Consider the following 12,471-nt stretch of genomic DNA (forward strand, 5'->3'; position numbering starts at 1 on the left):
CAGTACAATACGCCCTATATCGAAGAAGTTACCGTTAGCTAACTATATATTTAAATAGTTTTTTATGGGAGAAATTATGAATAATCGTCTATTTAAGATATACGTCTTGCCGTGTATATTATGCTTGTTCGTATGTTTTTTTACATCGTGCCCGAACGGAGCCGGAGGTACTTTCGGCGGTACGCTCGTTACCGTTACTGTTCTGGATTCCGTAGGCGGCACTCCCGTCAGGGAAAGTTCAACCCTCGCCGCATATAAGGCGGGTACGACGATTTTGGAATACACATCGGTTCCGGTTGTCGGCGGCACCGCACGGCTGTACCTGTCGAAAGACCAATGCTATGATTTGCGCTTAAGCGGTATAAAAGACAAACTCGCCGCATCGGTCATTGAAAATTATTGGGTTAAATCCGATAGGCAAACCGTTACGATGATCCAGCGGGTACCGCAGCAAGGCGCACTGACGGAAGCTCCGAGCGTACAGTCCGTCAAATTGAACGGGATACCGTTTGAAGACAGCGGCATATGGTCAGGAGGGGGCGATGCACCAATGCGATTGGAAATCGTTTTCCACTGCCCGTCACGCGCAATTGTTGCCAACGCGAGCGGAAATTTCGGATGTGCCGTTGCGGTCGGCTCATCCCCGTCTTCACGCAACAACATCGCTTCCGTTTCGCCCGACTGCGTAAAAGCGCCCGACGGCAGCTGGACGTGTACCGCCCGCTTCAATTTCAACAAAATTTCATTTCCGAATAAAATAGACGACTTTATCATTACCGCTTACGATGCTGCGGGAAACCGCGTAGAACGCCATATCAATTCCGTCGAATTTAAAGAACGCCGCCCGGCGATTAAAGATATAAGCGGAGCTTCGGTTAAAGACTTTCGGGTTGAAATGCACCGCTTTCCGCATTCGTTAAAGCTTTTCAGCCTGCCGGAACAATCGGCAATAAGGCCTTTCGGTATCGGCACGCACAACGGCGAAAGCAATACCTACGAAGTGCTGCTGTACTTTAGGGTAAAAGATCGCGGAGCGGAAGATTTACCCATCCGCGGCTTTGATATTTATCGGAGGGTTCAGGGACAAACGGAATGGACGCGCGTAGGACAAAGACAATATGCTGCAGACTACGCCGGCGAAAATAATTCGAACTGGCTGTCATATAAAGGGATTCATCTCGGCTACGACACGGACACTTCGCTTAAAGAAAACGTAACCTACGAATATAAAGTTGCCCCTTTTACCGACGGCACACATCATCTCGATTCCCCGACGGCAACCGCGCGTCTGTTACCGGCGAATACTATCGAACTGCAAAGCCCTGCCGACAACGGCTTTGTAAAAAAATCGGAACTCAACAATTTGAGTTTTTCGTTCCGGCTGACGAATGCCGCCATTTGGGACCAAAAGCTTGCCGACGCTTTTTCGTTCGGACTGTTCATTACCGAAAAAACTTCAGACCAAAAGATTATCTTTGCAGGAAAGGCGACTTTTTATCTTAAAAAAGGCAAAGGTGAAAAACTCGGTTTGCAGTATGCCATGTCGGGAAATCCGCAAGAACATTCTTTTAAGGAATTGCAAAAAAGAGGTGTGATTGCTCCGAGCCTTACGGAAGACGATTTTATTTCGTACAAGAACGGTGTTATAACGATTAAACCGGCATATCTTTTCCATACAACGAAGGGCTTCAATCACCCGCAGTGCAAAGACGAAACGTTTCAAACGGGCATTACCTACGCGTGGGACATCTTCGACTGGGGAAAAGAGCTCAAAAAAACATACGACGACGAACCTGCGGCATTTTCCGCCGCATGGAAAAGCAAAGACGTGGACGGCAACGAAATAGGCACGGACATTGAACCGCTCAGTTCGAGCGAAAGTTTTGCAAACGCCATCCGCTATGCAAGCAGTTTGAACGGGCAGTATTTCTTTAAAGTAACCGATGAATGAGAGGCACAATATGCAGATAAAAAATACAATACACCAAAAACACGCCTTAAAAACGGCCGTACCGATACTTGCAGCGGCGGCTTTTGCCGTACTGCTCGCAGGCTGTCCGACAGGCTTTGTTCAAACGGGCAGCGGCGGAACAGCCGGCGCTTTTTCCGACGGCGGAGCTCATTCGTTCGGAGCCGAATGGATCGCAGAGCAGCAGGAAGGCCGCGGCAAAGACGAAACGGTAAGCGAAGGCTATTCGATCGTTAAAGCTGCCGATTTTGTAACGGCGGATGTCTTTACGGCGCTGAACACCGCAGCCGAATCCCGCCAGGATTTACATGACGGCTACGTATACTTTTTGGTAAAATCCCATGGCGATGCCGCGCAATTCCGCGCCGCAGTACGAAAACTGAACGGCATTTTGTATGCGCAGCCGGACTACCGATATGACGCACCGAAGGCAATACAAAGAGATGAAAAGCCGCCGTACCGCACACCGAAAGCGCGTGCTTCCGTTCATCCCGGCGCGTTAAAACCGTTCGGCACAGGTGACGGTAACGTAAACGAAGATCCGAAAGCCGACCTTGCGGATTGGGGCTTAACCGCAGCCCATGCGCTTGAAGCATTTAAAGCATACGATGCAAGCGATGCGGTACATCCGGTGCTTACCGCCATTGTAGACAGCGGTGTAAACAGTCTGCACGAAGATTTTTATGACAAAGGCGATCACTCCATCGTCCTGTATGCAAAATCGTCGCTGAAAAGAGGAAGCGACGTGATATGTGATCCGCTCGAGCCCGTTCCGATAAACGACAATTGGGACGACGTGGGACACGGTTCGCACTGCGCGGGAACGATTGCGGCAGTCGGAAACAACGGCAAAGGTATTTGCGGCGTTTCTCATGCGAACACGAAACTTATCGCATACCGCGGATTGAGCAGGACGGGGGGGTCTTCATATTCGGTGTATTCGTGCCTCGGCGACCTTGCCGAAATCATTACCGAACTGCGAAAAGAACCTGCATCGCGCAACAAATCGGTCTTCACAGGACTGCCGGCCGACGTACAAAATTACCCGAAGCTGACACAAAAAACCGTACCCGTCAACATATCTTTAGGCGGCTATTCGATACACCCGTACGAAGTGGAAATGATGAATAAGGCGCTCGCCGCGGGTATTTTACCGGTTATCGCAATGGCAAACGACGGCAAAACGGTCGCATCGTACCCGGCCGCGCTTCAAGGCGTACTGGCCGTAGGTGCGACATCTATGGACGATACGAAAGCTCCGTTCAGTAACGGCGGTTCATGGATAAGCGTGTGCGCTCCCGGAGAAAGCATTTACAGCTGTTATAACAACGGTACGGACTGGTCGAACACCTTATCTCCGACGCTGCGCGAAAGTTATACGTGGATGAGCGGAACCTCGATGGCAACGCCCTTTGTCACCGGAACGATCACATACCTTTTATCAATGAATCCGGACATGAGCCCGTACCAAATCAAAACGCTTTTGGAAAATACCGCCGACAAAATAGATAGGGGCTCTCCGTACGGCAGATACGATGCGCGCGGTTTTTCGAAGTGGTACGGCTACGGCAGGGTAAACGTTCTGAAAGCCGCTCAAGCGATTAAAAACGGTTCCGTTCCCGCCCCAGGCCACACGTATTCGGAAAAAGCGGTAATCATAACCGTAAAAAAAGGCGGCGCCGTGCAGAAAAATAAAACAGTGTGGTTATACGAAAAACAAAGCGGCTTATGCGCTGCAGCCGGCATGACCGATGAAAAGAACGGGACGATACGGTTTTACGGATTAAAAACGGGTACCGAATATGAAGTCGGCATAAACGATAACGGCACCTATAAGACAAAACCGATTACCGCACCGGCCGACTCCGACATATATATCGACTTTGAGCTGAACAAGTAATCCGTCAGTGATCAAAGACATTTTCCCCGACTAAAAAGCCGCCTCGCAAAAGGCGGCTTTTTTTGAGCGGTCGTTTTTTTTTCTCGACAGCCCGTCGTTTTTTTCCTTATTTTTTTTCGCCTTTTTGCATAACCGCAACCAATGATTTATGATTCTCCGGCAGCAAGGGAATCATCTCTCGTATATCAGCCATATCGTATACGACGATATAACTGATATACAATTTTCCGCCTTTTTTATAAATGGAGCCTTTTTCAAGGGCGGTATTTGTACTAATTTTGCTTCCTTTTGTGATTGGCTCAGTCGGTGCATGCATACGCAAATCACCGCCGGTCCCGCTGAAAAAATACGCTTTTCCGTCCGCAGCGGGAACAAGCGTGATTTCTTTAAATGTATAGCTAAAATCCATGTTATGCATAAGCGCGTGATACGGAGTTTTCTCTCGGGTTATAAACGTAATTGTCGGAGGAGTTGCCGACGATTTTTGGATCCTGATTTTTTCAGGTACGGCATTCGGAAATTTTATACCGTTCATTACCGGTATAACGGCTCCGTCATAGTCGCCTAAAATATCGGCTTCGGTTACAGGTTCCCGTTCGGCGGCGGGCGGAAGCGGCGGAAGAAAACCTTCATCGTTCTGTTTATTTTCTTCAACGATGTTCGGTCCTCCGCATGCCGAAAAACAAAAAGAAGCAAACACTGCCGTAAAAAATGCGGCGATCAAAAAAGACGTATGTTTTTTCATAATTACCTCTGAAAAAGGGCTGCCGCCGGCTCTTACCGTTTCGGCAGCCCTCATAATTTTGCGCTATTTGTACTGTTGAATACCGCGCTTATTGAGGACTTTTCAGTTCAACCGTACACGTATTGTTTGTTCCGCCTGTTACTTGAACCTTTCCGACGCCGGAATACAGCAGTACATCCCTGTTAAGCACTCGCTCGTATACATATACTTCCACGCGGCACTCGGTTCCCGCCCTTACACCGGCAAGCGGTATATTTGTGGGGAACTGCAAAGCGCCGATCGGAGTTAACGCTTTACTTGCATAGACAACGTCTTCGCCTTGATCAAAAAACGCCTGATCCAAAGCGATGATGCTCATCGAAGCGTTTGCAGAAATGGACTCGGTAAGCGTTGCAGCCTTTTTTATCCTGACGGTAAGCGGAGCAGTTGCGACGGTATTTCCCGTTACGGTGATCGGCACACGGGTTACGGCTAGGGTGCCGCCTCTAAGATCAAAAGCGCCCGCTTTTATATCGCGCAAACCGTTCGGAAGGTCTTTCAGCGCCTCCGGCGGCAAAACAGCGGTAAATGTGTTACCGTTTATTCTGGCTTCTACCCATTTGCCGCCTTTATCTTTTTGTATCGGCAGCCCCGAAGACCCGACCCAAATACTAGCCACATCTCCGGAGGGATCTTCAAACTCACCGGTTACGGAAAGACCCGACGGCAGCGCCTGCAAGTCAATAGTCTGATTTTCCGCAATATTATTGATCTTTACGGTCGTCTTCGGTTTTTGTTTAACCGTAATCTCATACACTTTTCGCGCACCGTTTTCGGCAATGACGGGAATCCGTACTTTGTCGAACGGAGCAAAAAAAGCATTTGTATCGCTTCCGCTCCAGCCGTCTATATACGCTTTTTCATGGTTCGGCGTCGCGGTCACTCTGATATCCGTAACTCCGAACGGCAACGTTATCGAATAGTCGGTCGTACCGGGCACAAAAGTTTTATCCAGCTCGGTCTTATAAAATTTAAAGCCGTTTCCGTAGTACTGCACTTCAAGGTTTTTGAGCGTATTATCGTCGCTCCCCCCCGCCTTTGTTTTATTCAACGACAAACGGTACGTATCATCCCAACCGCTTGTTACGGACGACGCAAGCGTTATTGTCAGAAGTACGCTATCCGTAAAATCGACGACCTTCGTGCCGTTAAACTCTTCTTCCGTTCCGCTACCGATTTTGATTTTCATTGTAGTGGTTGCGGGAAATTCGGGTATCGCCGTTACGGTTACCGGAATTGCCGTTTCGGGAACATTTATCTTAAAAAGTTTTGAACCGAAGCGGCCGGTTTTTTTATACTCTTCGTAACGTTCCGTATAAAAATCGGGCACCCCGCTCACCGTAAAGGTTTTCAGTACAAGGCTGCCTTCTTTTTTTTCAGCCTTTATAGTATAGGTTTTTACGGCGGAAGCGTCTTCGGCGGTAACCGTAATAACAAAGGTGTTGATGCCGTTTATTAAAGGCGCAAACTTTTTATTTTCGCCGGACGTCAAGGGAACGGCTGCGGCACCGTTTGCTTGTACCGTCATAACGGCATGCGCTTCATTGGGTACGGCTTTAATAAAAAATTCGTCGCAGTGCGCATCCATCATACACGTGTACGTATATATTTCTTTAGCGAATTGCGCAGGAGCGCTCTTCCAATCTCTATGCTGACCTCCCCATTTGCTGTCCAAAGTTAAAGACTTAAGAAACGCATCGCTTGAAGCGGCAGTTTTAGCTTTTTGGACTTGTATTTTGTATTCAAACGCATTGACGGTATTTCCCGTCTGTACCGCTTTTACCGTTATGCTGTTGTTGCCCACTGCAAGCGTATGTTCCGCACCTCCGTCAACGATAACATCGATACCGGTTTCCGCCTCGGCTTCCACTTTTATTTTATTTACGCTGTTCGGAACCGAAATTTTATACTCGGTATTGTACGGAATAAATCGGGGTGCAAGCGCAAAGGTTTCGCTTGTATTTTCCGCATTTTTTACGGTAATGCTTTTCAGCACCGGCTCTTTAGGCACGGCGTTCGGATCGCTGTAGATAATTTTTACCGTATAAGTTTCTTCGTTGCCTTCGTGAGTAACGTTTACCGTCAACGTTATCGGTTTGTTGTCGGCTTCGAATTCAACTTGTTTCGTCTTTGTTTCTTCGCCGTTGATTTTTACCGTGTCGGCAGAATCGAAGGTTTCAACGGCAACGGTTGCTTTTTTCGTTCCGACGCTTGCCAAATAACTGAACGCATCGGGAGAACTTACCGATACGGGCTTGCTTTCTTCGTCCGTAACCGTAACCTTTTTTATCGCGCCTCTGTAATAACGAATTTTTACCTTATAATTTCGCGAAGTACCGTTATAAGTAACGGTAATATCGGCCGTTTGTTCTTCTCCGTTTGTCGTAAACGTAAGTTCTTTAGCCCGCGTCGCCTCACCGTTTATTTGTACTTGTGCGCCGAGAGGAATGCCGACGGAAACCGTAGCTTTTTCGGTTTTTATCGTTGTAAACCGTTCGTTTCCGCTGTCGGTCAACGCAGCCGGTTGATTGTTCCCGTCCAGTACGGAAATTTTTACTTTTTCCCAGCCGGCGTTACCGGGATTCGGTTCCTGCCCGCCCGGGGACGAGATGCTTTGATTACAGCTCATCGCTATACCTGAAAAAAGTAAAATCGCATAAAAGAATTTTTGCAATTTTTTCATATATGCTCCTATTATATAATCCTTGCAGCTCATTGCTCGGCAGCAAGCTGCATAATATACATTTCCTTACAAAAACTAATTATTAATCAATAAACGTCCGGTATTTTTACGCTTCAGTAAAAAACACCGCCTGAAAAAACGAACGGTTAAACGAAACGCTGAAACGGCGCGTTTCGTTTAACGGCGAGTTTGCCGAAAGGCAAACGTCGCATATTAACATGTGCGCTCGTGCGCACGGCTGCGGCATTTTCGAAAATTGATATTTTCTGCAATGCCGCATTTTAAGGAACGCTTTTTCAGGCAAACGTATGCGTATATTACAAACACGGGAGTTTTACAACGCCTCCCGCAATTTTGCGGCAAACGTATTTACATATCTTGCACAGCTTCTTTGATTTCAGTGTGTGTATTCGTTGTTGTAAGCTTTTCCCTTCTTTAAGGGCGCTGACGTGACATGCATCGGTATGATGGTCGCCTTAGCGATGAACGGAGATGCTTTCGTGTCGACCGAAACAGTTGTATGGGTCGTAGGCTTCGTCGTATCTTCTCCATCATCGTAACAGCCGATCGTCCATGTTCCGTTGCCCTCGTCTTTATATTTTACGAGCGGATACTCCATTCCCATCACATCGCTGTGCAGCGCAACTTTATCGGCTTCTATGACGAGGCACAAAGGAAAATCCTTGCCCATCATAGTCAACGAACCCCAATACGAGCCGTACAGATCGCTCTGCTGAACGGACGGTACCGGCGCCGCTGCTTTAAAACTTACTTTTACCGTTATATCGGTATCCACTTTTACGGACGCGGTATCGCTTCCGTCTTTTCCCGTATCGGCTTCAAATGCGCCGCCTGCTATCGTCCATGTATTGACGGCATAGCCCGCCTTTGCTTTTGCGGTAAATTTTACCGTTTTGCCTTCTCGCACTCGTGCGCTTGAAGTTATAGCCTTTCCGTCCACTGCAGCGGTAAGCTCGCCGTTTTCACCGTCAACGCCGAACGTAACGGTATACTCTTTTGCCGTCGGCGTATTGTCGTCCGATGAACCGTTGCTGCATGCGCTGAACCCGATAAGGACGGCCGCCAAAGCCGCCAAAACAAACACTGTTTTTTTCATAAAACACTCCTATAAAACTTTTGCAGGAAATTAGAGCCTTCGACTCGTTCTGCAAAGAATCGATTCTACGTGTCCGCTTTCGCGGACTTCGAATCAATTTCCGAAAATGCCGCATTCGTGCGCAAAAGCGCACACGTACATCCGCGAGTTTTCTTTTGAAAACTCGAAGTTAAAAGCTGCTGCGCTATTTCAGCGGCGCTTTTAACCTACCGTAAAATTGCCCAGCGAGTAAATCTTCAGATTTAGGAGCCGGGCAATTAGTGCGCAAAAGCGCACACGTATATCCGCGAGTTTTCGAAGAAAACTCGAAGTTAAAAGCTGCCGCGCTATTTCAGCGGCGCTTTTAACCTACCGTAAAATTGCCCAGCGAGTAAATCTTCAGATTTAGGAGCCGGGCAATTAGTGCGCAAAAGCGCACACGTATATCCGCGAGTTTTCGAAGAAAACTCGAAGTTAAAAGCTGCCGCGCTATTTCAGCGGCGCTTTTAACCTACCGTAAAATTGCCCAGCGAATAAATCTTCAGATTTAGGAGCCGGGCAATTCGTGCGCGTGCGCGCACACGTATATGAGCGAGTTTTCGAAAAAAACTCGAAGTTAAAAGCCGCCGCGCTATTTTAGCGGCGCTTTTAACCTACTTATTCCGCTGCAAACCAGTTCTCGTTCGCACCCATCGTTCCTGCACCGGCTTTATACGCAGCCACCTGTGCTGAAGGAACTTTTACGCTGTTGTTTTTTAAGCTTGTACAGCCTTTGAACACGTCTTTAAAAGCTGTTACATCCCCATACAGCACTGCAGGATTATAATTGCACTTGAGCGTTGCAGCTGTAAGCTTTGTGCAGCCTTCAAAGCAGCTGGGCATCTCCGTAATGCTTGCCGGTATCTCAGGAGCCTGTGTCAGGCTTGTGCAGCCTTCAAAGCAGCTGGGCATCGTCGTAACCTTTGCCGGTATTACAGGAGCCTGTGTCAGGCTTGTGCAGCCTTTAAAACAGCTGCTTATTTGCTCAACATTTGTCGGCAGTACCGGCGCCTGAGTCAGGCTTGTACAGCCTTCAAAGCAACTACCCATATATATAACGTTTGCGGGTATTACCGGAGCTTGCGTAAGCTTTGTGCAGCCTTTAAAGCAGCCGATCATACTCGTAACGGTTGCCGGTATCTCAGGAGCTTGAGTCAGGCTTGTGCAGCCTTCAAAAGTGCCGCCTACCATAGTAACGTTTGTCGGCAGCACCGGCGCTTGCGTAAGGCTTGTGCAGCCGAGGAAAGTATTCTCCATAGCCTCAACGCTTGCCGGTATCACAGGCGCTTGAGTTAAGCTTTTACAGTTTTTAAAGGTGGCCTTCATCTGCTCAACGTTTGCCAGTATCTCAGGAGCGTGCGTAAGACTCGTGCAGTCTTCAAAGCAACTGTCTATGCCCCCGATGCCCTTAACGCTTGCCGGTATCTTAGGCGCCTGCGTAAGGCTTTTACAGCCTTTAAAGCACTCGTCCATACTCGTAACGCCCTCCGGTATCACGGGTGCCTGCGTAAGGCTTTTGCAGCCGTCAAAGCAGTTCTCGAGATTAGTAACGCTCTCTGGTATTTTAGGAGCTTTTACAAGCTTTTGGCAGTCAGCAAAGCAGCGATCCATATTCGTAACGCTGTTTGGTATCTCCGGAGCTTCTACAAGATTTTTGCAGCCGTAAAAGACACCCATCATAGTCTGAACACCGGCCGGTATTCCGGACACCTGCACAAGACCTGGGCACCCGAAAAAGCAGCCGCTCATATCCGTAACACCGGTGAGGTCGCTGCCGAATTTGAACGCAACTTTTTTTGTTTCGCTGCCGTTCAGTATTTTGCCGAGCAGAGCTTCACCCGTTAGCATTATATTTACATCTGCTGCAGACAGACCGGTTACTTCCAAGTAGTTTATGCCGGCAGCCGATGCCTTCGTTTTAAGGTAGTTTTTTAAGCCCTCGCCGTTTGTGCCGAAAGCAACCTTCGTGTACTCCGCAGGCGGTATATCGCCGCCGCTGTCTCCGCCTGCATTCGCATTGCAGCCCGTCGTAAAGGCCGCAGCAGCAAACAAAACCGCAGCCGCTCCAAGGAAAGCAATCGCTTTCCGTCTCAAAATAGCTGTCTTCATTGTTTTTCTCCTATCTATAGTATGCTATTGGGTTAAAATTGAAATTCGTTATTATACGGTTTGCCTTTTATGCAGTCGCTGAATTTCGTAAAATCCCCCATCGGCACGACGTACGGTTTACAGGAAAACGGAAGCTTTGTCGTATCGACGGTAATACGTACATGCTTTGACGGCTGTGACGTGTCTTCGCCTGTGTTATAACAGCCGACAAGCCATGTTCCGTCTTTGTTGTCCGTAAAAGTTATCACGTAGTACGGAAAACCCATTTGATCGCTGTGTATACCGGCAAAGTCTTTTTTTATCTCCATACACATGTCGAATTTTCCCCCTGAGACCTCTAAATAGCCCCAGTACGTACCGTACAGATCCTCTTCTTTCGTAAAGCTCCCGTCATAGTTTTTCCCTTTTGTACAGGAAACGGTTACTTTCATCGGGACGATCTCGACATCCGCTGTATACGGATCGGCAGTCGTTTTGACGGTTACCGTCACATCCGCAGCATCCGTACCGGGCGTCTTTCCATCCGCATACGCAGATACAAGCCATGTTCCGTCGCCCTTGTGAGCATACGTTACTTGAGAATATGAAAACGACTTCATTTTGCTGTATACTGCAAGATTTTTTTCACCTAACATCGCGCACATCGGATAGTCTGTCCCTTTAACGGTGAGCGTACCCCAGTACGTAGCGAACACCTCGCGCGGTACCGTCGGCGTATTGTCATCCGACGAGCCGTTGCTGCATGCGCTGAACCCGATAAGGACGGCCGCCAAAGCCGCCAACACAAACAATGTTTTTTTCATAAAAACCTCCTTGCACTTTTTATGAAGTTCTTATACGATTATGCAAACGGAAAGTCCGCCCGCCCGATTCCTTGTACGGTAACCGGTAATTAGTTGCTTTTAAACACTTCCACAATAGCAAACGGCATAAGACCCGGTTTGAACGAAATGCGCAGCGTCAGTTTGCCGTTTTCAAGTTTTCCGCGAACGGTTACATCGTTCAATGTGACTTCCGTGCCGTCCGCTTTTTTAACATGAGGGATGGATACGGCAGCGCGATCAAGATAATACACATCGCCGTCTTTTTTCACTTTAATGCCGTCAATGACAAAAGGGAGTATCGTCATCATTGCCGTGTAAGCAAACCGATGTGTTTTAATTTTTACCGTATGCGTTCCGCCGCCGTCCGGAACAAGGACAATATTCGGTTCGCTTCCGTCGCCGCACGACCCGTGTCCCCGAGCCATATTTCCGTCGTTACCGACCAGATAGTCGAATGTTCCGGTATACGAAGCAGCACCTTCCCAGTCGGCATCCGACGCACCGTCGGGAATTTTGATCGTAACATCCTGAATGCTCGGATCGAACGCAACATTAGGCGCATCGGTATTGCGCGGAATCTTTTTTTGCTTTGCCATGGGCACACGCGTATTCGACATCGCTCCGATTCCGGTAAGACCGTCACCGGTAAGCAAAATAATGATCCCGTCCGTACTGTTTATGCCGATTTGGACGGTCATTGCAGCTTTCGAAGCGTCTTTGGTCATCGCTGCGCCGTAATCCGCGCCGCCGAACCAATACAGCGTATAATTGTTTTTTGAGTTTTTTTCGGCATAATAATAAAACTGGTTATCGGTCATGCCGTTGACGCTCATATTCCAATCGATTCGTTCTTTGTTATAAATCGTGAGAGAAGGCGTCAACGTACTGCCGCCCGAAGACGTAATGTTTCCGTAATACGTATAGCCGTACAGTTCGGAAATATCGATATTCTCAAGCGTTTCGTCTCTAAAAGCGTCCGCAATCGCGTCGCAGGAAACGAAGAGTAAAGAAGCTGCAATCGTTGCAGCGACAAAAAAAGCATTTACCGTTTTTTTCATACTACACCC

At 48.2% G+C, this 12,471-nt stretch carries 8 protein-coding genes; 2 read left to right on the forward strand and 6 right to left on the reverse strand.

What is annotated here, in order from left to right:
• Positions 1 to 76 precede the first annotated feature (76 nt).
• A complete protein-coding gene (gene prcA, locus HRI97_RS12145) occupies positions 77 to 1,951 on the forward strand; it encodes a dentilisin complex subunit PrcA (RefSeq protein WP_301338918.1) in 1,875 nt (624 codons plus the stop codon).
• A 10-nt stretch (positions 1,952 to 1,961) separates the two neighbouring features.
• A complete protein-coding gene (gene prtP, locus HRI97_RS12150; RefSeq protein WP_253725758.1) occupies positions 1,962 to 3,869 on the forward strand; it encodes a dentilisin complex serine proteinase subunit PrtP in 1,908 nt (635 codons plus the stop codon).
• A 106-nt stretch (positions 3,870 to 3,975) separates the two neighbouring features.
• Here prtP and HRI97_RS12155 read toward each other — a convergent pair whose 3' ends face one another.
• The 6 genes from HRI97_RS12155 to HRI97_RS12180 form a co-directional block, all read right to left on the reverse strand.
• Positions 3,976 to 4,614 carry a hypothetical protein gene (locus HRI97_RS12155; RefSeq protein WP_253725759.1) on the reverse strand — a complete coding sequence of 213 codons (639 nt, stop codon included), beginning with the start codon at positions 4,612 to 4,614 and terminating at the stop codon, positions 3,976 to 3,978.
• Between the two features lie 88 nt (positions 4,615 to 4,702).
• Positions 4,703 to 7,336, reverse strand: coding sequence for a cadherin-like beta sandwich domain-containing protein (locus HRI97_RS12160; RefSeq protein WP_253725760.1), 2,634 nt, complete (start codon positions 7,334 to 7,336; stop codon positions 4,703 to 4,705).
• Between the two features lie 397 nt (positions 7,337 to 7,733).
• Complete coding sequence (locus tag HRI97_RS12165) at positions 7,734 to 8,453, reverse strand: InlB B-repeat-containing protein (RefSeq protein WP_253725762.1); 720 nt, start codon at positions 8,451 to 8,453, stop codon at positions 7,734 to 7,736.
• A 636-nt stretch (positions 8,454 to 9,089) separates the two neighbouring features.
• Entirely contained in the window at positions 9,090 to 10,580 is a 1,491-nt protein-coding gene (locus HRI97_RS12170) for a leucine-rich repeat domain-containing protein (RefSeq protein WP_253725763.1), read from the reverse strand.
• 32 nt (positions 10,581 to 10,612) lie between these two features.
• Positions 10,613 to 11,383 (reverse strand): hypothetical protein, encoded by a 771-nt coding sequence (locus tag HRI97_RS12175; RefSeq protein ID WP_253725765.1) that lies wholly within the window; start codon positions 11,381 to 11,383, stop codon positions 10,613 to 10,615.
• Positions 11,384 to 11,472: 89 nt separating this feature from the next.
• Positions 11,473 to 12,462, reverse strand: a complete 990-nt coding sequence (locus HRI97_RS12180) for a calycin-like domain-containing protein (RefSeq protein WP_253725767.1) — start codon at positions 12,460 to 12,462, stop codon at positions 11,473 to 11,475.
• Positions 12,463 to 12,471 lie beyond the last annotated feature (9 nt).

It is taken from the genome of Treponema socranskii subsp. buccale, from assembly GCF_024181585.1.
In the GTDB taxonomy this organism is placed as follows: domain Bacteria; phylum Spirochaetota; class Spirochaetia; order Treponematales; family Treponemataceae; genus Treponema_D; species Treponema_D buccale.

What these genes read in the sequence shown, in the direction of transcription:
- prcA (WP_301338918.1), top strand. Translation starts at nt 77, where the DNA reads ATGAATAATCGTCTATTTAAGATATACGTCTTGCCGTGTATATTATGC.
- prtP (WP_253725758.1), top strand. Translation starts at nt 1,962, where the DNA reads ATGCAGATAAAAAATACAATACACCAAAAACACGCCTTAAAAACGGCC.
- HRI97_RS12155 (WP_253725759.1), bottom strand. Translation starts at nt 4,614, where the DNA reads ATGAAAAAACATACGTCTTTTTTGATCGCCGCATTTTTTACGGCAGTG.
- HRI97_RS12160 (WP_253725760.1), bottom strand. Translation starts at nt 7,336, where the DNA reads ATGAAAAAATTGCAAAAATTCTTTTATGCGATTTTACTTTTTTCAGGT.
- HRI97_RS12165 (WP_253725762.1), bottom strand. Translation starts at nt 8,453, where the DNA reads ATGAAAAAAACAGTGTTTGTTTTGGCGGCTTTGGCGGCCGTCCTTATC.
- HRI97_RS12170 (WP_253725763.1), bottom strand. Translation starts at nt 10,580, where the DNA reads ATGAAGACAGCTATTTTGAGACGGAAAGCGATTGCTTTCCTTGGAGCG.
- HRI97_RS12175 (WP_253725765.1), bottom strand. Translation starts at nt 11,383, where the DNA reads ATGAAAAAAACATTGTTTGTGTTGGCGGCTTTGGCGGCCGTCCTTATC.
- HRI97_RS12180 (WP_253725767.1), bottom strand. Translation starts at nt 12,462, where the DNA reads ATGAAAAAAACGGTAAATGCTTTTTTTGTCGCTGCAACGATTGCAGCT.